At 45.4% G+C, this 23,015-nt stretch carries 19 protein-coding genes and 1 tRNA gene; 5 read left to right on the forward strand and 15 right to left on the reverse strand.

The window, feature by feature from the left end:
• Nucleotides 1-39: 39 nt before the first annotated feature.
• The 7 genes from H6797_05620 to H6797_05650 all read right to left on the reverse strand — a co-directional run bounded on the left by H6797_05620 (nucleotide 40) and on the right by H6797_05650 (nucleotide 8,798).
• Nucleotides 40-1,644 carry a hypothetical protein gene (locus tag H6797_05620; protein ID USN96513.1) on the reverse strand — a complete coding sequence of 535 codons (1,605 nt, stop codon included), beginning with the start codon at nucleotides 1,642-1,644 and terminating at the stop codon, nucleotides 40-42.
• 75 nt (nucleotides 1,645-1,719) lie between these two features.
• On the reverse strand, nucleotides 1,720-2,997 hold the full coding sequence (locus tag H6797_05625; GenBank protein USN96514.1) for a glucose-6-phosphate dehydrogenase (NADP(+)): 1,278 nt from the start codon (nucleotides 2,995-2,997) through the stop codon (nucleotides 1,720-1,722).
• 30 nt (nucleotides 2,998-3,027) lie between these two features.
• Nucleotides 3,028-3,741, reverse strand: coding sequence for a hypothetical protein (locus H6797_05630; protein ID USN96515.1), 714 nt, complete (start codon nucleotides 3,739-3,741; stop codon nucleotides 3,028-3,030).
• Nucleotides 3,742-3,826: 85 nt separating this feature from the next.
• Nucleotides 3,827-5,038, reverse strand: a complete 1,212-nt coding sequence (locus tag H6797_05635; GenBank protein USN96516.1) for an Nramp family divalent metal transporter — start codon at nucleotides 5,036-5,038, stop codon at nucleotides 3,827-3,829.
• 53 nt (nucleotides 5,039-5,091) lie between these two features.
• Entirely contained in the window at nucleotides 5,092-6,078 is a 987-nt protein-coding gene (locus tag H6797_05640; GenBank protein ID USN96517.1) for a ribonucleotide-diphosphate reductase subunit beta, read from the reverse strand.
• Between the two features lie 64 nt (nucleotides 6,079-6,142).
• Nucleotides 6,143-6,316 carry a hypothetical protein gene (locus H6797_05645; protein USN96518.1) on the reverse strand — a complete coding sequence of 58 codons (174 nt, stop codon included), beginning with the start codon at nucleotides 6,314-6,316 and terminating at the stop codon, nucleotides 6,143-6,145.
• Between the two features lie 70 nt (nucleotides 6,317-6,386).
• Nucleotides 6,387-8,798 (reverse strand): ribonucleoside-diphosphate reductase subunit alpha, encoded by a 2,412-nt coding sequence (locus H6797_05650; GenBank protein ID USN96519.1) that lies wholly within the window; start codon nucleotides 8,796-8,798, stop codon nucleotides 6,387-6,389.
• 435 nt (nucleotides 8,799-9,233) lie between these two features.
• Between H6797_05650 and H6797_05655 the strand changes: the two genes are divergently transcribed.
• Entirely contained in the window at nucleotides 9,234-10,022 is a 789-nt protein-coding gene (locus H6797_05655; protein ID USN96520.1) for an SIMPL domain-containing protein, read from the forward strand.
• 229 nt (nucleotides 10,023-10,251) lie between these two features.
• On the forward strand, nucleotides 10,252-11,610 hold the full coding sequence (locus tag H6797_05660) for a PE-PPE domain-containing protein (protein ID USN96521.1): 1,359 nt from the start codon (nucleotides 10,252-10,254) through the stop codon (nucleotides 11,608-11,610).
• A 153-nt stretch (nucleotides 11,611-11,763) separates the two neighbouring features.
• Here H6797_05660 and H6797_05665 read toward each other — a convergent pair.
• Nucleotides 11,764-11,853 (reverse strand) — tRNA-Ser (locus H6797_05665).
• Nucleotides 11,854-11,999: 146 nt separating this feature from the next.
• Between H6797_05665 and H6797_05670 the strand changes: the two genes are divergently transcribed.
• Both H6797_05670 and H6797_05675 read left to right on the forward strand, forming a co-directional pair.
• A complete protein-coding gene (locus H6797_05670) occupies nucleotides 12,000-12,797 on the forward strand; it encodes an ABC transporter ATP-binding protein (protein ID USN96522.1) in 798 nt (265 codons plus the stop codon).
• Nucleotides 12,797-14,032, forward strand: a complete 1,236-nt coding sequence (locus tag H6797_05675; GenBank protein USN96523.1) for an ABC transporter permease — start codon at nucleotides 12,797-12,799, stop codon at nucleotides 14,030-14,032. The genes H6797_05670 and H6797_05675 overlap by 1 nt, the downstream gene beginning before the upstream one ends.
• Before the next feature lie 2 nt (nucleotides 14,033-14,034).
• On the opposite strand, the gene H6797_05680 is transcribed toward H6797_05675, so the two are convergent.
• Nucleotides 14,035-15,075 carry a bifunctional phosphoglucose/phosphomannose isomerase gene (locus H6797_05680; GenBank protein USN96524.1) on the reverse strand — a complete coding sequence of 347 codons (1,041 nt, stop codon included), beginning with the start codon at nucleotides 15,073-15,075 and terminating at the stop codon, nucleotides 14,035-14,037.
• Between the two features lie 84 nt (nucleotides 15,076-15,159).
• Between H6797_05680 and H6797_05685 the strand changes: the two genes are divergently transcribed.
• Complete coding sequence (locus H6797_05685) at nucleotides 15,160-15,984, forward strand: hypothetical protein (protein USN96525.1); 825 nt, start codon at nucleotides 15,160-15,162, stop codon at nucleotides 15,982-15,984.
• Nucleotides 15,985-16,038: 54 nt separating this feature from the next.
• Here H6797_05685 and H6797_05690 read toward each other — a convergent pair whose 3' ends face one another.
• From H6797_05690 to H6797_05715, 6 genes are all read right to left on the reverse strand, one after another.
• Complete coding sequence (locus H6797_05690) at nucleotides 16,039-17,343, reverse strand: DUF11 domain-containing protein (protein USN96526.1); 1,305 nt, start codon at nucleotides 17,341-17,343, stop codon at nucleotides 16,039-16,041.
• Between the two features lie 32 nt (nucleotides 17,344-17,375).
• Nucleotides 17,376-19,295 (reverse strand): hypothetical protein, encoded by a 1,920-nt coding sequence (locus H6797_05695; protein ID USN96527.1) that lies wholly within the window; start codon nucleotides 19,293-19,295, stop codon nucleotides 17,376-17,378.
• Nucleotides 19,296-19,449: 154 nt separating this feature from the next.
• Entirely contained in the window at nucleotides 19,450-19,803 is a 354-nt protein-coding gene (locus H6797_05700) for a hypothetical protein (protein USN96528.1), read from the reverse strand.
• A gap of 64 nt (nucleotides 19,804-19,867) precedes the next feature.
• On the reverse strand, nucleotides 19,868-21,001 hold the full coding sequence (locus tag H6797_05705; protein ID USN96529.1) for an ATP-binding protein: 1,134 nt from the start codon (nucleotides 20,999-21,001) through the stop codon (nucleotides 19,868-19,870).
• Between the two features lie 58 nt (nucleotides 21,002-21,059).
• Nucleotides 21,060-22,703, reverse strand: coding sequence for a molecular chaperone GroEL (locus H6797_05710; protein USN97114.1), 1,644 nt, complete (start codon nucleotides 22,701-22,703; stop codon nucleotides 21,060-21,062).
• Between the two features lie 9 nt (nucleotides 22,704-22,712).
• Nucleotides 22,713-22,976: a co-chaperone GroES gene (locus H6797_05715; protein ID USN96530.1), complete on the reverse strand. Its 264-nt coding sequence runs from the start codon at nucleotides 22,974-22,976 to the stop codon at nucleotides 22,713-22,715.
• Between the last annotated feature and the right edge of the window lie 39 nt (nucleotides 22,977-23,015).

Genomic DNA, 23,015 nt, shown 5'->3' on the forward strand with positions numbered 1-23,015 from the left:
GGGGTTTCATTGTACCACTTTGTATGGCGGTGTGCCAGACTAGCGACCGGCAGCGTAATTCAAGATATCAACAGCTAATTTCGGTATATTGCCAACACTTGGTATACCCGGAAGACCATCAGGCATCTGATACGCGAGGTGGTACTTATATAACGCAGGTGCAGCGCGTAGCAAAATATCTTGACGCTGAGCGGCGTTAATATTCATATCTTTCATTACTTCATACCAGCCCTCGTTACTATGGGCGGAAATAGTACTAAGACCACCTGAAATATTCGGATTTGCTGGGGTAGTTTGAGGTAGTTGAGTACTATCGATACCATTGGGGTGCGCGCCTTCACTCTGAACAGAACCGGCATCTGGATTGTTTCCATGTAGCCATGCCCCGAGGTAATGCCCACCAAAAGCGATAGCAGCCCCAGCAGCGGTGCTACCGAGCACGCGAACTAATCGTTTCTTCTGTTGTTCAGTGGTGTCTTCCTCAACTGCGTTTGTAATTGCCCAGACGGCGCGACCAATCTTAGATCCAACCAATTCCAATTCGTTCAATTTGACGAATTTTTCGCCATGTTGGTCCTGTGGATCCAATTTCATGTCAAGCGTGTTATTAATTCGTGATTTAACTACCTTTGATGATAACAATCCCTTGGTACGCTGAGCTCGCTCCTGGCGATGCTTTGTTTCGAATACGCTATATACCTTTGCACCAGTCCATACGCCAGCAGCACCAACGACTGCTAGTGAGCCACCAGTTGCAACCGTACCAACTGCAAATGCACCAGGTATAATGCCGTATGACAATACACGCCTACCCCATTTCTTCGCGCTAGAAGTCTCCGGCTCACCATTTTCTTTACGGCCTGCCATGAAGTTAATCGCCTTTCCAAGCAGTCGATTATTTTTGCCGTAGTTCATCGTAATGTTATTTGTCAGTTCATGAGCTAATTGAATTGTCCTCATGGCGATATGGTTGTCCATAGCCTCATATGAATCAAAATGGCCACCATTGATTTCTTGTGCTATACGCATTTGCGTAGCGGCTTCGTATCGTTGCTTAGCTAGCGTAAAATGTAGCGCCTGCTTGCCTACATTGGAATAGGAATTCATAAAATCAACACCCATCATACGCTTTTGACGCTTAGCGTATAGCTCGGCTAGCTCCATACGCTTTTCTTCCTGATATTCGCGCGCCTCACGAATATTTTCCGGCTCGATGCTTGCGCGCTCTTTCTTTTGATTAATGTGTGCCTTTAGCTGATCTTCGTTTAATTTCGCCTCAGCTATCAGATGGCTGAACACCTGTAGTTCTTCATCATTAAGAGGTTTGGACTCATCCTCACCAAGCCCGTCGAGCGTACGCGCATACAGTGCACTACTATCATCACCGTCAGGATTATTAAGCCACTCCGCAGCATCAAATTCTGCTTGTGGATTATGTCGAAGCAATGCCTCAAGATGACGAGCTACCTCTCGGAACTTACCCGCTGTGTATATCGGTCGTTCCATTGCTTCATCAGCGCCTGGAGTCATCTCATCACTTTGAGGTAACGCACCGTCTCTACCCCCGTCTTCATGAGGGGCTGCAATGATTTCTCTCCACTCTTCCGCAGAAGCGCGTGAATATGTTTCAACGGATTGCGACATATATACTCTTAAACTCCAATAATAGTAATATTTTACTAAATTATTGACAAAAAGTCAAGAGCTTGTGCTATTTCACTATCCGTTAATTATGTCTTTTGCGTTAGTGCCAGGTGTGTATATTTTAAGCGCTTCGTCTCTTTTCCACGCCTCTTGCAGCGGCGCTAAAATCTCCCAAGCACGTAGTACTTCGCTATTTGTAGCAAACAAACTTTTACGACTGTTTATCGCATCTACTAGCACCCGTTCGTACGCATCTGGTAAACGTGTATCGGGCGGATACATGTAGCTCAGTTTCTGATGCTCAAGTTCCTGATCGTAGCCTGGCTTTTTCGTAACAAGATCAATCTCTATACCTTCATTAGGCTGAATCTTAAAAATCAAAAAATCACTTTGATTTTCATTGATTCGTCGAAAGCGTACACGCACTTCAGTTTTTTTGCTGTCTAGCGCCTTTCCTGTAGTGAGTAGCAGTGGTACGCCATGCCACGTCGGATCATCTGACTGAAGTTCAAGAGTCACAAAGGTCTCCACCATACTTTGTAAATTGCTCACCTCTGCACGATACCCCTCATACTGAGCACGGTAACTCTTGGCAGGATCAACTGGCGCAACCGCTTCTAGCGCCGTCAAGCGTCGTTCTGGGAGGTTATCCCAATCCAGATCGTCTGGCAAAGGTGATAGAACCAGCGCCAAAAGCTGCATTAGATGACCCTGTACAATATCTCGAAGAGCACCTGTTTGTTCATAAAACGTCGCTCGGCCTTCAATACCAATTGACTCTAGTGCAAGCACCTCTATATTCTCAATGTATTGATTGTTCCATAAATGAGCGAAAATAGCGTTTCGCGCCCGAAAGGCGACGATATTTTGCGCCATCTCTTTGGCCAAAAAATGATCTATGCGATATATCTGCGATTCATGAAAATACTTTGCAGTATGATCAATCATTTCTTGAGCACTAACTAGATCTTTACCAAATGGTTTTTCAAGTAATAACTTGTTCTTTTGTCCATTTAAACCTGCTTGGCCTAGATTCTCTATAATATTCGCAACCGAATTTGGTGGAACTGAAAGATAAAACAGCACCTGCTCATCATCATCTGCATCTATATATTCGCGCAGTTTTGAATAATCAGCAGCATTCTCCAAGTCCATCTGATACAACGATGTCGTACCAGCCAATTGCTCGTGGTGCTCACCGAGTATCTCAAATTGCTCTACATGTCGTCTCGAAACGCCAATAATACGCAAGTCTTCACATTTGCCTGCATCAATAACATTAGTAAGCGCAGGTAGTAATTTACGTTGCGCAAGGTCACCGGTAATACCAAAGATAACGAGTGTTGATTTCATATATTTCTCATTATACGTTGCTTGCTTAAATTACAGTGAAAACTTGATATTTCTCAGAATTGCAATTGCGACGATCCAAAAACCTAACAACCAAGCAATCGCGAGAGGCATATAGATTGGCGACAATACATATGTAACACCTAGCCACATAAATACAAGCGGTATATATACGACAACTCGGTCAAATGAACGCATGGTTGGAAATAGCCAACGAACAACAAGCCAATAAAGAACAGAGGCGAGAAAACCGAACGGTATATATACCTGCGCCACGGCCGCGCCAAACAGCACACCAACCAAGACAACCGCAACAAGAGTTGTAACACGATCATTGACGCTAAAATTGCGCTCCGATTCATATGCATGCAGCTGCGAAGTAAGATCTTTATAGTCAACATACTCTATTTTTGCAGATGCAATACCGTCTAGTACGCTACTGTGCGCAGCATTTCTCCTCCTTACAATAATTATCGGCATATGCTTAGCGTAGGCAATGCCAGCCTCAATCAGTCTATCTCCCGAAGGGCGATTCGAAACATCAACAAGAATCGCATTACATGCAGTGATTTCATCGTCTACCCTACCCCAGAGCGACTGCTCGTCGTCAAATGTTTGTTTGTAGTTCTCAACATCGCGCACAAAACTAAAGTCAACCAACTTTGCCTCTCGAACGGCTTTACAAAGTGCCTCGACTTCTCCCTTATTATCCGTCCCCTCGAATCGAGATGCTACGTATATTTTCATAACAATAGTATATAGGACTTTCATAACCTCTATAAGGTTCCTTTTTGTTAAACATACTTCGGACTTTCCTATGAATATACAGGATCTAACTAAACAGCGTCAGCCATATAAGAGCAAAGTTCAACACGATAATTAACAGCGTTATAGTGCCTAATATATAGGTAGTAATTAGATGATTGACGCCTTCCTTCATAATGCGCCTGCTTGCCGTCACGAGAACCAACGGTATGAGCGCGAATGGTATACCAAAACTCAGCACGACCTGAGAAATAATGAGTGCAAACGTCGGATCAACACCAATCGCCACGATGAAAATCGCAGGTACGATCGTAACGAGACGTCGCCAGTGTAACGCGACCTTTTTGTGCAGCATACCCTCCATAATCACCGCACCAGCATGGCCGCCCACTGCAGTCGAAGCAAAGCCCGATACTAACAAACTAAGACCGAACAGTGCGCCTACCAGACTCGATAAATCCGTATTCAACACCTTATAAATTCCATCTAAAGTGTCTGTACCCGGCAGGCCGCGTAGTGCACTGGCAGCTAAGAGCAGCATGGAAATATTCACTCCACCGGCAATCACCATGGCAACGCCTACGTCCGCTTTGGTCACGCGCAACAAATGCTTCAGTTCATCGCCCCATTTTTTACCATGGCGATCTCTACTCATGGCCGAGTGTAGATAAACTACATGCGGCATAACTGTTGCTCCAAGCATTGCCGTCGCCAAAAGCAACATATCTGTGCCATGTAATTGCGGCACCATTCCCGCCAACAACCCACTCGTATCTGGCGGCCGCATAACCAGTCCAACGACAAATCCTAATGGAATCACCATAAGCAATCCCACCACAACTCGTTCAAATATCCTTTGACCCTGCGTGCTATAAATACGCAGTAGTAACATACTTATAATTCCGGTGATAACCGCGCCTACAAGCAGCGGTAAGCCGAATAAAATATTGAGTGCAATTGCTCCACCAACTACTTCGGCAATGTCAGTAGAAATCGCCACCAACTCGGCCTGAAACCAGTACGCAATCCGACTTTTGCGCCCTAATTTTTCTGCAATGACCTCAGGCAAACTTTTACCCGTTACTAACCCGACTTTTGCACTTAGATATTGAACCATCATGGCCATTAGGTTGGCCACTATTAACACCCATAGTAAAGAGTAGCCGTACTTAGCACCAGCACTAAAATTAGCTGCAAAGTTACCCGGATCGACATAAGCAACCGCTGCCACGAACGCGGGTCCAAGCAATGCCAAGACTCGTCGAACTCGTAGTACCATCACTTACCCACTTTCGTTCTATTAGCGATTAACGCGCTAGTTTCGTCGGGATTTTAGTCTTTTTTCGCGCCGTTTACTTCGTATGAAGTGTTCGTAGCCTCAAAGAAATTAACTAGCTGCAAGGTGTCGTTTGCCGTTGCCATCCATTTAGCCGGATTACCGACGTTATAGTGTGCATCAAACCCAAGCTCTTCCAGTCGACGGTCAGCCAAATACTTAACGTATTGGTTGATGTAGTCGCTGTTCAAACCTAAGATGCCGTTTGGCAATAAGTCTTTGTTGTATTGTTCTTCCATTTCAACACCGTCCAAAATCATCTGTTTGATTTCATCGGCAAACTCTTCAGTCTGCAAGTCTTCGTTTTCCTCAAGCACCGTTAAAATCAGGTTAATGCCAAACTTTAGATGCAATGATTCGTCGCGAACAACCCAGTCAATGAGCGTACCAAAGTTACGTAGCAAATTACGCTGACGGAAGCTGAGCGCAACCATAAAGCCACTGTAGAACCAGATGCCCTCAAGGATGATGTTGTACGCAATCATGTTGCGGATGAAGTCTTTTTTACCTTCGGTTGTGGTAATGTCGAGCGTTTCCTCGGTCATACGTTTGATGAATTTCGTCTCGAATTCTTCTTTTCGCGCCATACTCGGCGTCTCCACGTGCGCCGCGTATGATGCTTCGCGATCGATTGGGAAAGTCTCTAGGACATATTCAAAACTCATGCAGTGATTTGCCTCTTCCCACATTTGTTTTGCAAGATACAAGTGGCACTCTGCTGCGTTAACGTAAGGGTATACACCAAACGCCAGTGCCTTATTGACCAATAACTCATTTGGATTAAAGTAGCTCATCAAGAACGTTACTGCGTGCCGTTCTTCGTCGCTCATTTTCTTCCAGTCAGCTAAGTCCTGACCAAGCTGGACTTCATTTGGAAACCAAGTATTAGCAACCGCTTGATCGTACAAGTCCATCGCCCACTTATAGTGAACTGGTTTAAGTAGTAATCCGTCCTGGATACCAGTGCCGAGAATGCCTGCCATGATAACTCTGAAGTCCTTTCCTGATTAATTTAAACAGATGTGCCATAATGAACCAACCTTAAGCCTATTGGCAACCTTCACACATAGTAAGTTCAGCTGGATCAAGTGGTGCAGCAATAGTACCGTTTGCCTTAGCTTCTTCTTGAGCCTGATCCTGAGCAGCCCTCATAGCCGCGTCAATAGCGTCTAATTTCTGCTGCAGTGTCATGTTTTCTTCGATAATGTTTGATGCGTTCATTGCTTTTCCCCTTATACCCTTTTTACTTTATTTTCTTTGGTTTTTCGTTCTCATTTATCACCCGTCATATTTAGGCTCCTTCACCAACTGTTTGTTTTTTCGCGAAGCCAAAGCCTGTTTTGCGTGGGCCACTGCCTGATAACGTCTCGGCCTTGTTCACTTTCACGGTACTCTGTTCGGCGGTATGACGCGGTTTAACGTGTAGATAGTAAGTTGTTTTCAGTCCCTTCCTCCACGCTGTCGCGTATATCTTTTCGTACTCATCAATGTCACGAGTTTCCAAATACATGTTGCGGCTTATAGCCTGATCAACCCACTTCTGCGCCCTGGCGGCAACTTCGATAAATGCATAGGGACTTAGCTGGAAGCTTGTTTTGTAGACATCTTTAATGTGTTGCGGAATTGCCTCAATTTGCTGTACATCACCCTGTAAACGAAGTACGTCATCTTTTACCTGCTCCCAAATACCTAGGTTCTTTAGGTCATGAACCAAATTAGTGTTCACTTCTAGGAACTTACCGTTTAACGTCGCACGGCTAAAGATTTGTGCAAACTGCGGATCAATCCCAGGGGTCGTCCCAGATACATGCGCATTGTTTGCCGTAGGTGCAATAGCCATAAGAGTAGCATTGCGCATACCCTTTTTAACCTTTGGTCGTAGCTTCTCCCAGTCCAAACGTTTCTTCCGAGTGACATCAACTTTAACGTGACGATCGAGGTCGAGCGTATCAAGTGTATCTATTGGTAATATACCCTTACTCCAGCTACTACCTTTATAAGTCGGGTAACTACCGCGTTCTTTTGCCAAGTCGGCACTAGCATCGATGGCATGATAACTAATGAACTCACACAACTGATCGATCAAATCGTATGCTTCTTCTGATTCATAACTGTGACCTAATTTTTCCAACACATCAGAAAAGCCCATAATACCCAAGCCTACGGCACGATTCTGCAAGTTTGAGTGCATAGCCTGCTCAATCGGTGTATTAGTCAAATCACAAAGGTTGTCTAGCTGACGAATTGAAATCCGAACTGCCTTCTTTAGACGATCCCAGTCCCACGTTTTATCTTCTTTCAGGTGTACGGATAAATTGATACTCGACAAGTTACAGACGGCAGTATTGTCTTTGTCTTGTGGAAGTGTAATCTCAGTACACAAATTACTATGATGAATCGTACCGGTATTGTTGTTAAGTGCACGGACGTTCATGGTGTCCTTCCAGGTTAACCACGGATGACTGGTTGCTTGTAAGATGGTAAGAATCTGGCGGTATTGTTCGCGAGCATTAACCTTTGTAAAGTCACGAAGCTTACCTGCTTTCGCAAGTTTTACGTACTCGTTGTAACGCTTAGCAAATGCATCACCATAAAGCTCAACCAAATCCGGAGTCTCGGCAGGATCAAACAAATACCAATCTTGGTCTTTTTGTGCGCGACGCATAAACTCATCGCTCAAAATAACGGCCGTATTAGCGATACGTGTCCGTAGGTACGGATCACCAGAGTTTTGTTTCAAATCCAAAAACTGCGGGAAGTTCAAGTGCCAGTTTTCCATGAATATGGCAGCTGCACCCTGTTTTTTGCCTTTGCGACTGACTGCGAACAATGCCGTATCGAGCATCTTGATAAATGGAATAGGGCCCGTCGACTCGCTATTAGTCGTTTTGACCGGACTACCGGCTGCACGTAGTTTCGTAACGCCTATACCGATACCACCCGTGCCCTTAGCAATCCACATTGTGTCACGGATACCGCGAGCAATCGCTTCCATATCATCCTCGATATCGAACAAAAAGCAGTTAGAAAGCTGTGGAAACGAACCACCGGCATTGATACGAGTCGAGCCAGCAGGGTTGGCATCGAGCTTACTGATGTATTCATAGAATTCTAACGCCGTGGCTGTTGGGTCTTTTTCGAGCAGACTCAAGCCCATAGCTATGCGCATAGCAGAATATTGTGGCACTTCCATAGCCTCACCGCTGTTTTTACGCAGCGCATAGCGGTTACGACTAGTGATGACACCTAGGTAATGCATAAGGCCGTCTCGGGCTGGATCAAGCGCCGCCGCCAACTTCTTTAAATCGAAGGTCTTGCTACTCATACGTGGATCTAGTAGACCATCAGCAATGCCTTGCTTTAGATACTCCGGAAACTTCTTAACATGCAATTTACGCAGTTCGTCTGTATTCGCATAGCTGCCTAGCACCTTTCGATACACACTTCTCAACTGTAAACGCGCTGCAATAATGTCATAGTCTGGATCATCTTTGACATTCTGAAGCGCCGTATGTATGACGGCCTCGTTAAGCTGTTCGGTTGTAATACCGTCAAATAATGTCAATTGCAACTCTGTCGCGACTTGCACGACTTTTTGGATCTGGTCTTTTAGCCCCTCACTGGCTTCAACCAATGCCAGGTTGACCTGGTTGGCGTCAAATGGTTCGCGGGTGCCATCGCGTTTAACCACATGTATGCTCATATTCCCCCTTTATTAACCTCACATATCACTATGTAATACGCGTGGTGGAATGTTAGTTTTTATTAATTTTCCCTACACTTTACTTCCCGACTCCGGCGCGTCTCTCGTGCGCGTTTGGGGATGCAAGAAGAGGCCCAATCTAATTAGATTTGGCGGCGGTGTCTCTCCGTCTTGCAAAATGTGTATTTTTGTTGAACTACTACATATGTAGTGTCTACATAGCATTTTAGACCCTATATGTATGGTTTTCAAGCATTTTGTCTGTGTTTTTTTCACCACAAGCTTGATAACACCTTATAGTGTTGTAAATAATAAACATTACGCTATATGTGGTGTACGAATTTTGTTCTAAAGATATAATCGCGACCCCAATAACCACTTGATACCAAAAATTTACTGGATATCACTCAGCATAAGCGTTATTATGTAACTTAAATGAAAACGACTATTGAAATGGAGAAAGCTGCGAGGAAAACAAAGTTATGGGTTGTCCTTTTTGGCATCCTTAACCTCTTAATTTTAGCCGGTATATTAACTAGTTTATTGCTATTCTGGAAACCGTGGGACCCAACAATCACTACTGCTTCACGTAAAATTACCATCACTGGTAGCGCGACTGTTCAAGACGAGCCCGACCAGTTCAAATTCAACGTGTCCTACACCAAAAACTCAACCGACGAAATAACAAAGCTTAATGATCAGATTGTCGCAACTCTTAAGAACCTTGGCGTCAAAGACAGTCAAATTAAAAACAATGCGAGCAACTACGGGTCTACGGAAGTCTATTACACAGACAAGACTGCCGGCAAAAACGAAACAACCCTCAGCTTAACCATCACGGTCAACGATAAAAAAATTGCTCAAAAGATTCAAGACTACTTACTTACAACTAGTCCAGAAGGAAACATTACTCCGATTGCATCATTCAGCCCTGCAAAACGCAAGGAACTGGAAAATAAAGCTCGCGGCGCTGCAATAAAAGACGCTCGGACTAAAGCAAATCAAACAGTTAGTGGTTTGGGCGCCAAACTTGGCAAAGTACTTGAAGTTTCAGAAGGGACAAACACTGGCGGCTGCGATATCGGTGGTGTTGTTTGCCCCGTTACTTTGGAAGGCTCTGTATCATCATCTTCAACAGACGCTACCGCCAAAAAAAGCCCGAGCATCCAGGCAGGCACCGACGATTTAACATATAGCTTTACAGTCACATTTAGCTTGGAATAGCAGAGCAAATAAATTCATTGTATCGTCATTTTTTTATTAAGATTTAGACATCGTAACTACTCGCTAATGATAGTTATATAAATGATAAACTTAATACTTGATTATTTACATTTAGTAAAATTTATACTATAGTTCAGCCAGTTTTGATTGTGCCACTTTTCGGCGCAACTCGACTCGTCCCGTACCAATCCTGGTACGGAGATAACAGTTCGATTTCCTAGGAGTAGCAATGCATGAGTATCGCATGATCTACGTCATGAAGCGTATATTTGCACTCTTTGTCACAGTAATAATGGCCATAGCCATTGCCCCACGTGCAATTGCTGGACCGACTGTAGTCGGAGTTGACGGCACAATAGTGCAGTTACCTATCGACATATTAGAAGGTGCACTCGCACTTAACGACAACATGCTAACAAAACTACCAGGCTATCAAGAGGTGGTGGTTAAATATCCACAATCATTCGGCCTGTTCACCTTTAGCGCTATCGGCTATGACAAGTCGGTCGCTATCGGAAAAGCGGGTACAATTAATGCGATTAAACAAGCCCAGAACGGCGACCCATCAGTGCCAGTGAAGGTAGCCTGTCATTCGCAGGGATCAGACGTCTGCACACAAGCGAATGATCAACTACGAAACGATGGGTATAACCAGTCTAGTGTGACGTACTTTCTGGAAGGGAACGTTGACAACGCTTACCTTGGTATAAAGGTTTGGATTCCTCATATCGGGAAGAACGGAGTTTTCATTCCTGGTCCAGGCGTGACACTCGGCAATGCGACCCCCACGGCAGGAAGTGATGCACAGATTAATCAGGTGTCATACGAGTACGACGGCTTTGCCCGTACGCCAGAATACCCGATTAATCTGCTTGCCGATCTGAATGCAGTAGTAGGCACACTGCTCGAACATGGTTCATATAGTAAGGCAGACCCCTACGCGCCTAACAATATCGTCAGCACGACACCAGATGGCAAGATCACGAATATCATGATTCCTGTGAATGTAGTGCCCCTGTTGACAGTAGCAAAGTTTTTTGGCCTACCTCAGCAAATAGTGGACATCGTTAACCCCACGCTAAAGGCGATCATTGATACTGCCTATAGTCCAGTCCCAAACGGGCCTGGAACCTATCCGACTAAGGCTGTAACTGTCAAACTTTTTCCATCAAAAGAAAAGCTTCAGACAGACATCAAGAATGTTCAGCAAGGTTTGGCGGAGTCCAAAAACAAGTTGGCGGCATTGTTTAAGCCACCCATCCCCGCCATTACCACGTCGAAGTCATCATCTGGAGCACTCAACAAACCGACCTCGTCCGATTCGTCGAACACAAGGTCAGTCACTCAAGATGTAGCAGTTCAAGTGCAACAACCGAAGAGAAACGGATCATCGCCAACAAGGATTAATGGCCAGCATAGGCAAACTTCCTCAGTCAGGAGCACCAGTCCCGACACGGCGAAGCAAGCCAGCAATATTCACCCGTCGACGCCAAGTACTGTAAGTGCACGCGATAGACATAACGTCAAACGGAATGCCTCGCGCGGTTCAGGCAACAGATCGGTAAGAAATTCGAGTGGTAAATCCTAGAGTAAATCAGACTCGCTCCGTAATCCTACAATAGGTTAATAGTAGGATTACGGAGCTTTTTCATGCAATATCGCGGTTGCGCCAGTGAGTTGTCGCACAGTCCTGAGCCAAATCTGTAAAAATAAATAACGTCCAAATGGACGTTATTTATTTTGGCGGAGAGAACAGGATTCGAACCTGCGGTACCATTGCTGGCACACACGCTTTCCAAGCGTGCTCCTTCAACCACTCGGACACCTCTCCTCGTCGCAATAAGTTACTCTAAACATTTTAACAGACGACAACAAGAACAGCACCGGTCAACACTGTACAAATACAAGAAGGTTGTATAAATGACACGCGCTTACGGTTGCACATGCATCACATTGCTTTCTATAATAAAAACACCTATGGCAGCCGAACCCGTACCGCCAGTTATTGCTCTTGAGGGCCTTTCAAAAAGGTATGGACTTGGCGAGTCTGAACATACAGTGCTAGATGGGCTAGATTTAACTATTGAAAAGGGTGAATTTATTGCCATTATGGGGCCGAGTGGCTGTGGCAAAACGACACTGCTCAATATACTTGGTCTACTCGACCGTGCCGATGATGGCGATTACTATCTAGACAGCCGATCAGTTGACACGCTTTCAAACGGTCGTCGCGCACGTATTCGCAGTAGCCAAATTGGTTTCGTCTTTCAAAGTTTTAATCTTGTGCCTCGTTTAAATGTCATAGAAAATGTCGCCCTACCCCTAACTTATATGGGTATGCATAAAACCAAACGACTACAGCGAGCCAGCAAAATGCTCTCAACGTTTCATTTGTCGGAACGTGAATACTACATGCCGTGGCAATTGTCTGGTGGTCAAATGCAGCGCGTTGCAATTGCTCGCGCATTAGTCAACAAGCCATCGATTGTCTTAGCCGACGAGCCAACAGGCAACCTTGACAGTCGAAGCTCGCACGTCATCATGGAAGAACTGTCAGATATCCATCGCCGCGGCAATACTATCATCATGGTCACGCACAACCCCGACATCACTACATATGCGAGTCGAGTTATTCATATGCTCGACGGAAAAATTGCCAGTGACACAAAGATACCACGAATCAAAAAAACAAAATCTGAACCCAAGCGACCATTAGGCAAAAAGTCAAAAACGAAGAAAAAAACAACTACAAAATCCAAGAAAGGTTCAACTTAATGCGTTTGCTCGTCGCTAACCACATAGCCAATGCACTCGAATCGCTGCATTCAAATCGTCTCCGTACTGGGTTGACGGTTGTTGGCGTTACTATCGGTATAGCCAGTATTACAGTTATCTTATCCCTCAGTGCTGGTGCGACCAAAATCATTTCCGAACAAGTCGACCAGCTCGGTAATACAGTCGCTGTAATTCGTCCCAAATCATCAAACAGCGACACAAAAATTACCAATCTAACATCAACGCTAGCTGGTAACAGTATCACAAGCAGCCTAACTGAACACGACATGGACGCGATTCAAGCCATTAAGGGCATTGAAGCCGTAGCACCGATAATGCTCATCGGAGGTAGCGTAACGGCTAACGGAACTACCGCACATGACGCTTCCATAGTTGCCACGACAACTTCCCTCAAGGACGCTATTTCTCTACCACTTGAACAGGGCCAGTTTTTTGACAATACAACCAAAGACAACACCGCGGTCATAGGTAGCCAATTGTCGGTTGATTTGTTCGGCACCGAACAATCGCTTGGAAAAACATTTGACACACACGGCACGACATTCCGTGTCATTGGCATACTAAAGCGTCTCAATAATCCCGTAAACTACAATAATGTAGACTTCGATCATGCCGCCATCATAAATTTAAATAGCGGCAAAATCTTCAACCAAGGAGTAGCATCCATCCAACAAATCGACATTCGTGCCGCTTCAAGTCATATATTGCAATCCGTTTTATCGCAGGCCAACAAACTACTCATAATGAGTCATAAGGGAGAGAACGATTACATAATTCTCAGCGGTAAAGAACTCGCCCGACCAACAAACGAACTCTTCGCGGCCGTTGCTACGACCTTGACGACAGTCGCAGCCGTATCACTGATTGTTGGTGGCATCGGCATCATGAACATCATGCTGGTCGGCGTCACCGAGCGCACTCGTGAGATTGGCGTTCGCAAAGCGCTTGGAGCATCAAACGCTCACATTACATGGCAGTTTTTAATTGAAGCTCTCGTTATGAGTCTAGCGGGTGGATTCCTCGGCTACCTATTCGGCTACCTCATCGCCTTTGCAATCGCCCGCACCTTCCTTACATTCGACCCGGCATTCACCTGGACAGTCATAGCTTACGCTTACGGTGTATCTCTCGTGATCGGCTTGCTCTTTGGTCTATATCCAGCTATCCGAGCTGCTCGTAAAAACCCCATTGAAGCTCTACGCAATTATCAATAAATCTATGCTAGTTCTAGCTTAAGCTTCTCTACAAGATCGACTGGTGTCGGGTCAACGCCGTTCAGTATAGCCACGTAAATACTTGCGAAGTCAGCGAGGATACAGCCCCACAGCAATTGTCCGAGTACCGTTTCACCTGCCAATTGTACTGGTATTGCCTTTGGTCGGCGACCGCTAAGTAACTTATCTGTTATTTCGAAACGCTTCAATATGCGTTCATGTTCAAACGAGCTTTTGAGATCAAAAACAACAAACGGTTTGTCAACCGGGTGAGAAGCCCAGCCGATAAACTCATTATGATTTGTCTCTGGGTAAACATTCCAAAACGAAAGATTCTTAGCATTTTCATTCCAGCTTATTTTCCATTTATAAGCGACTGGGCCCGTTAGTCGTCCCCCGTAAAATACCGGCGTCTTACCTACTGCAAGAAGCGCTAACTGTTTAGCATAATTCTTGTCTGTCGGTACATCCGATGTCCATTTCTCTGATTCAGATTTCAACCACTGAGAAACAGTAGTAATCTCGTCTAACATTTCGTCAGAAATAATCCAAAAATGCTTTAATAATTCGCCAAGTGCACGCAAATTAAAAAGCATTGCCATGCGTGGTTGCAAACCTGCTGGAATTTGAATGCGCGTGATATGTTCTGCCGCTGCAATCTCAATTAACTTACCGCCAGCTGCCAGAATGGCAACTTGAGCGCCGCGTTCACGCGCCTGCGCCAGGCAAGCGACTGTTTCTTCTGTATTACCAGAATAGCTGCTCGCGATAACAAGCGTTGATTCGTCTACATATGTTGGTAACTCATATTCTCGCACAATCTCAAACGGAATCTTTAGTTTTTCTTCCAGCCATGCTTTTGCAAGAAGTGCTGCAAGCGCACTGCCACCCATACCTGCGACAACTACTTTTGTCAGCTGTCTGCCATCATGTTCGGCGTCGGCAATTTCAGCAGCGAACTGCACCTGCTCCCACTGCTTTGCGGCGATACCAAGAGCATTCTCGGAATCCCGTTGTTTTAATACATTCATATCATCTAACATATGTCGATTTCTCCTGTTGCGAGGTTCACTATATCTATGATACACTCTTTACTGATAAACCGTAAGCATATTATTGAGGTGGGCATGACTGAGGGATCAGACGAACAAGATCTAGTAAAGGCACTCGATAGCGTCGCAGACGCTGCAGCGAGCGTAGGGGGTGTACCCGCATCGAGTACAGCAACAGCTACACTTAATTCACCTGTGCCCGCTACGTCAGGTCCTGTAGATTCGCCTTTTCCATCTATATTCCCCGAATCATCAACTCAATCACAGCTATCACCTTCTGTTACGTTAAATCCACCTACTCCAGGTCCACTTCTCGACACAAACGAAACAACAGCATCCACGGCTCCTACACTTCCTCCAGACACTTTCGGACCCGTCAACCCAACTGTTCCTGAGGCTCCCGCTACACCGGAGCAAACCCCTACACCTGCCGTGTCTACTGAAGCATTTGAGCCTATTGTGCCCACTTTACCTCCTGAGCCTACTGCTTTAGACACCTCCGCTGAGCCGGTAATACCAGCCGTGCCGGAAACAACCGAATCGTCAGATACTATAACACCTGTCGCCTCAACACAGTCCGAATCATCAGATGCTATCGCTCCAGTTGTTTCAACACCACCTGAATCTGAAAAACCAGCAGAAGACAATGGACCGCTCGCCTCCATAAAAAAGGATGTTTTGGTTGAGCTACGCCCGCTAGTCGACAAGTTGAGTGTATCACCAGAAGAAAAATTTGATACTTTACTTTTGCTCATCCGTAGCACAGACGACTCCACCTTGATAGAGCCAGCACACGAAGCAGCCAAAGCGATTACAGATGAGACGCGACGCGCGGAGGCGCTTCTCGATATAGTCAAAGAAATCGACTATTTAACTCGTCAAAAATCTGACGAATCCTAAAGTTCTATGAATAATAAAATACCTCCGCTCGGAGGTATTTTATTATTGAATACATTATTTATCTTTAAATTTTTCGCTATCGTCCTTCATGTCCGAGTCGACGTCTAGAAGTGACGGACCAGTAGAAGTATGCACTCGTGCATTATGTAAGGCGCTCTCTAAGTCGCGTCGACTTCTGAAATAGTAGACGACACCGAGTGTTATAGCGGCTACACCGACAAGACCAGCAACAACTTCAACAGGGCCGGTTGTTGGCAGCGCAGCACAAGTACCCGAGACGGTTACGACCGCACTATCCTGACGATTTCCGTTATCCGTTTCTACAGAGGCGGTATTTTTTAGTATCGAACAAGGATCTGCATCAACACGTGCTTCGAATGATAAGTAAGCACTTCCACCAGGTGCATAGTTTCCAATATCAATCCCTCCGTTTGCAATACCATTACCGACGATTGCTCCGTTAGGATTTGTATCGTCATAAAGTTTCGTCTTGCCCGGTAGATACGTCAACCCGACTGGTAATATATCTTTGAGTTTTACGTCTAGTTGATTAATCGTACCAGTATTCTCATAGCTCAAAAGATATTCAACAGTTGAGCTTTTTTTCACAGTCACACTATCATGCCACCCGGTAGTACCGGCCTGACGAACCTCCTTTTTAAACGTAAAGTTCGGTTGTACTGCCTTAAATGCAAACGTTATCCAACCAGAGTATTGATCGCAACCCGGTAAATCACCGTTCAAACTATCAAAGCCAAGCGGTTTACCACTGCTACTAAATAGTGCTGTATCACCGAGAGACGTACCGTTCGTCATGCCCTTATTATGTATAACTGCGGTGCCCGGCACATAGCGCAGCGATATATCTGTTGCCGTTTGATTCTGCATAGTGAAATAGTCAAACACCATTTTTGGATTTGCATTACTAGCTCCAATAAAAGCCTCTGCTTCGGTACCGGTTGCGTGAGCTTTAACTACAGCAGGCAGCTCAACCCTAGCATAAGCTCCATGCGCAATACCAACGCCACTTTGATTCAAGCTACTCGATGCATTATTGTGGTAAAAAATCATCGCTTCATATTCTTTACCCGGAACTAAATTAGCGTCTTGTTCAAATGTTTTATTGTCAGTAAGGTTTCGTACTCTAAAGAAATTACGTTCGTCTCCGTATGTCGGATCGTCTGTAATCGAATCAAAGGTAACGTATGTAGCTGGTTGCGCCTGAGTAAATGTTGGGCGATCCGGACCATAGGCAAATACCGCCACTGGAATCACCACTATCGACACGAAAGACATCACAATAAAAGCAATAGAACGAACAGTATTTTTTTGACTGAAAAGGTTGGTTATCTGACGCATAGTTCTTCCTTTTTTGTGTTTATTTTTATGTCTTATTTTGGCTTCTTTGCCGCACCATGGAGTACAGACGAACTAGGCGCCTCACTGGGGCCGCTTGTATGTAGCTGGCTTGAAGTCGTACCCGCTACACGATTTGCATTTGGTGCGTTCAACGGACTCGTAATAGTCTCAGTTCTCGTTACGCCATTCGGGCTGATTGCAGTCGACGTGCTTTTCACAGGAGCAGGCACCGTCTCAAGATTATCGACAGGTAATGGATGCACGGCAGGCGGACCCGCCTCAACCCCCTTACTAATTAACGGTGGCGGAGGTGGCGGAGGCGGTGGCGTCACTTCAGGTGGCGGAGGTGGCGGTGGCGTCACTTCAGGTGGCGGAGGTGGCGGTGGCGTCACTTCAGGTGGCGGAGGTGGCGGTGGCGTCACTTCAGGTGGCGGAGGTGGCGGTGGCGTCACTTCAGGCGGTGGCGCTTGAGGTGGTGGTGACGAAGGCGGTGCTACTTCCGGTGGAGGCGCAACTTGCGGAGAATAGTGCACAGGCGGAGCATTATAAACTGGTACATACGTACTTCGTGGAGCGACTGGTGCCGGCGCATAATGCGGATGCGGAACCTGAGTTGCAATTTGGTTACAACCGACTTCTACGATAATCGTCTTGCCACCAACGTGCCACTGCACAGCTTTGACACCACTATAATTTACTTCGTTGTCGTAGAATACTTGCCCTTTATGCGTACCAAAGATAATGGCGTTGTTCATTTGGTTACTGCCCCACGAAGAATATCCAGGATCCAACGTCACATGGTCGCCAAGCGAACCATTGTTCATGGCGTCAACTAATTCATGCGTAACTTTGAAGCGGACATCCGGATGAGACTGTAGGTAATCAGCGAATTCATTTACCTTAGTATTGTAATCGTTGAGCGTCATTATATTACGCAACGCCTCTGGGCTAGGTTTTACAGGAGCGCCGCCCATACCAAGCTCAGACAAGTAAGCCGCAGTCATATGAGGATCGCTACGGAACATATCTTCAATATTTTTTAATGCCGCACCTTTATCACCATTCAAAAGTGCCAAATTTGCAGCATCAAAATCATTAATATGGTTCTTGTTCGGTAGCATTGCAGTGCTCTGACTGTTGAAGTATTGATCAATGATTGATTTTTCTGGTGCCTTACCTGGCAAAGGGACTCCTGAGCCATTCCCTGGACGATTATTCACGTCAACGCCGGATCCACCAAACAAATGAGGAGCTACTTCTCGATACGCCACATACGCTCCAACAGCCGCAGCGCCCAGGCCAACCAATTTGGCTATAGATTTACGTCGTTCGTGCTTATCGTACTTCTCAAGTTTTTTTTCTATTTCTTCGTCGCTAAAACCCTTATCTACAAGATCCTGTTCAAAGCGTGATCGTTTTTGCCAACGCTTTTCAGACTTCTTTTCACGCCATTCGGACAATTTACCCATGCCCATCATTACACGTGCGCTTGAATTCAACTTTACATGCTCGGACTTGCTTTCGGAATTTTCAGATGATTCCTCGCTTTTATTAAAAATATTTATCACTCGTTCACGAAGACTGTCGTCTTCATTTATGATAGAGCCCATATTTTTTTGCTTCATTACAGCTATAACATTCCAGATAGCCTCGGCATTATTACCACGACCACATATTCGATCCCACATCTTTTCGGGTATTGCATCGACGGCATTGGCTCCAATGGCCTTGTCGAATATATGGCTTATAATCTCTTCGCGGTCTTCGTTTTCATACTCCTTTATTTCCTCAGGAGTTAAATACTTGGCAAACTCCATAACAGTCGTCTGCTCCGACTCTGGTGACGAGACATTTTGACTCTCAACTACATCAGGAGAATCCTGATTATAATCCTCATGCCGCTTACCCTCTGGTACGCTGTCGTGTGATTGTGACGGCTCACCTTCGCTCATATGGTTGTAGAAATCCTGCAGTTATTATATTTGTTTTAGAGCTTTTGTAGCTTGATACTAGCATAAACACTATAAAGCGTCAATCAGTGGTGTCAATCTGAAATTTTTGCCATAAAAATACTCCGCATAGAGGCGGAGTATTTTAGCTTGCACTTTATTGTGCCGGAGGAACTGGTCCAACTGGTGGCTTTGATTCTTCAACTGACGGCTCAGCTGTTGGAGTTACCGAGGTGTCGCCCTCACTAACTACAGGAGACGCCTCTACAGGAGATGACTCTACACTTGATGCTTGTTCTACTGACACACTTGGAGCACCAACTTCCGTGGAACCATCACTAGGTACGTCCGCTTGAACATCATCTAGCTGCGGCTCTGGAGTTAATGATTCATGTGCTGGCGGCACGACGGGTCCTGCTGCCTCTTTTTTCTTGCCTCCTCCAAATAGTCGAGCAAAGAAGCCTTTTTTTGGCTCTTGGGGTGCAGGTGTGTTGTTTTCTACTGGTGGCATAGTTTTCCTTTTTTTACTATTTCTTAAACATTAGCGGATTTATTGAAAACTGTCAAATCACAACTTAGGATAACCATTCAATTAGATTGTCGGGGTAGATTAACTGTGCTTCTACGTCCGGGTATGTATCACTAAAGAATTTCGGTGTAATAAGTTTTTTATTTGTATACGAAAAATCGTGCGCGGTATATTTATTATCCTTTGCTTCGATAAGATCGAGTTCACTTCCCAGAGACCGCCAATAGTAGCGCTGTACACGTTCATCTCGCTCCTGCCAAAATTTTATACGCTCATTCATACAAAAGTTTTCCCATAACGCATCACGGTCGGCACGTAAGTCAAGCGGTTGCAATGACTGAATCAAGGCGTTTCTAATGCCAAGATCATAAAAATACACCTTTCGCTTCCGATTACTCAAATTACCCTGTATGCTCCCGGTAAGTGCCGGTAATCGATAGACGACAAACGCCATTTCGAGTAACGTTATGTAGCGTTCAATCGTTTCTACTTTTACACCAAACATTACACCAAGCTCGTGGTACGAAACCTCCTGACCTATATGCAAAGCTAGTGCCTGTAGCAGCCGTGGCAAAAGTTGTCTTTGGCGTAACTCTACCAGCTCTAAGCTGTCTTTATATACATAGTTGTTTGCCAGTGCCACGATCTCCTCGTCAGCACGACTATCATCGGTCAATACAATACCAGGGTAACTTCCAAGCCGAAGCAACCGTGGCAGTAATGTCTGTAGCTGCAAATCGCTATAACCAAAATATTTTTTTATCTCAATAAGTGAAAGTGGTGCCAACATAAATTCATACGCACGGCCGGTTAACGGTTCCTTCACCTTGCCTGCTAGATCAAAGGAAGAACTTCCAGTCGCAATGATGTCGAGTTCAGGGTGCGTGTCTATAAGTAGCTTTAGTGTGAGACCAATATTCTCAACCCTCTGCGCTTCATCTATAACAATACGCTTTGCCTGACCTATCACCCGTTCAAGTGCAGCCAAACTTGTCGGCTTCATAGCATCCGCCGTCACCATTTCGTCGCAATTTAGGTACAATCGCTCACTTTCTGGCACTTCTTCGAGTAATTGCCTTGCGACTGTCGTCTTTCCAACCCTTCGTGGGCCATACAAAACAATAACCCGCCCTCGTCCCAGATGGGATCGAATGAGCGGGACTATTGTTCTTTCTATCATACTGGAAATAATAGCATAAGTTATTTCCAGTAGACTAGAGTTTTTGGCTAATTATTGACTAGAAGCCCATACCGCCTGGCATACCACCAGCAGGTGCCGCCGGAGCTGGCGGTTCAGGAATTTCTACTACCAATGCACCCATGGTAACGGCCGTTGCTGCAATTGAAACCGCACTGAGCACAGCCTCTTTTGTGACACGGACCGGGTCTATAACACCAGCTTTTTTAACATCAATCAGCTTCGTACTCGGGTTGTTTACATCAACACCCATTCCAGGCTTTGCCGCCTCTACCTGCGCCAGAAGTGCTTCACTGTTCAGTCCTGCGTTTGCTGTAATTAACGTAAATGGTATGCGCAGCGCCTGCTTCAAAATCTGCCGGCCGGCATTGATACTATCCGTACCATCAGCCACTATACTTGCAGCCAAATTTACCAACGTTACGCCTCCACCGGCGACTATTCCTTCACTCAACGCAGCCTTTGTTGCAGCCACGGCATCGTCTACACGAAATTTCTTTTCGTCAATCTCGGTCTCAGTTGCTCCGCCGACTTTAATGACCGCAACCTTTCCGCTTAATGCAGCGGCTCGTTTTTCAAGCTGTTCTTTATCGTATTCGCTATTTGCATTTTCAGCTTGTGCAATCATCTGAGTGATTCGTGCCTTTACAGCACTAAGCTTACCGCTGCCCTCAACAATTGTCGTACTGTCTTTACCGACGATAACTTTTCGAGCACTACCCACAACATCTAACTCTACGTTTTCAAACGTCAGTCCTTGGTCTTCCGATATGACAGTCGCTCCTGTCAAAACAGCAATATCTTGTAATTTGTCTTTGCGGCGATCACCGAAATCAGGTGCTTTTACGGCCACGGTATTCAATACACCCTTGAGCTTATTCAGAATCAATACGCTCAGTGCCTCGCCTTCGACCTCATCGGCAATCAAGACAACGTCTTTTTTGCCAGCCTGAGCAAGCTTCTCAATTAGCGGAAGGATTTCCTGAACGCTACTAATTTTTTTGTCAGTGATTACAACTGCCGGTTTTTCATACACAGCCTCTTGACGACTCGCATCCGTTACAAAGAATGGCGAAGACCAGCCTCGATCGAGGCTAAATCCTTCAACCACTTCGGCTTCAAGCTCAAGCCCTTGACCCGCCTCGACAGTTACAACAGCGTCTTTACCAACTTTTTCTATAACGCCAGCAATCTTATTTCCAATTTCACTATCACCAGCGCTAATAGTTGCAACGTCTGCCACGCGTGCTGTCTTGCCTTCAATACTCTCGGCAAGTTTATCAAGCTGTTTTACGACTTCGTCGCCAGCCGCCTCTATGCCTTTTCGGAGCTCCATAGGATTATGACCTGCTGCAATCATTCGATTAGCCTGCTCCAAAATATTATATGTAAGAACAGTCACGGTAGTCGTACCGTCTCCGGCGTCTTTATTTAGCTTGCTCGCAGCCTGCTTAATCAATTCCGCACCTGTCTTATATCCCAACGTTTCATCGTCTTCCGGCAAATCAATCGCCTCGGCAACCGTTACACCGTCGTGCGTTACCGTCGGACCACCATAGCCCTTGGCAATGACAACATTACGTCCTTTTGGACCATACGTTACCTTCACTGCATCATATAGTGCCTTCGCCCCACCAAGCACTCGCGCTCGAGCATCATCATCATAAAATACTTTTTTTGCCATCATTTCCTCCTAAACTGTCGCTAGTATGTCTTCTTCCTTAACAATCAAATAAACGGTGCCGTCTATTTTCAGCTCGGTTGTCGTGTATTCTTTATAAACAATACGATCGCCTTTTTTTATTTCTTTAACATCTGGCCCAATTGCCTCTACAGTCGCAACTACCGGCTTTTCCTTCGCCGCATCTGGTAAATAAATGCCGCTTGCAGTCTTGGTTTTCGCTTCCTCGCGGACAGCAACCACACGATCAGCAAGGGGCTTGATAGGTGAACTCATAAGTGTGATCCTCCGTTTGTTTAACATTATTAATTGTAA

It is taken from the genome of Candidatus Nomurabacteria bacterium (assembly GCA_023898645.1).
Classification (GTDB): Bacteria; Patescibacteriota; Saccharimonadia; order Saccharimonadales; family Saccharimonadaceae; genus UBA2112.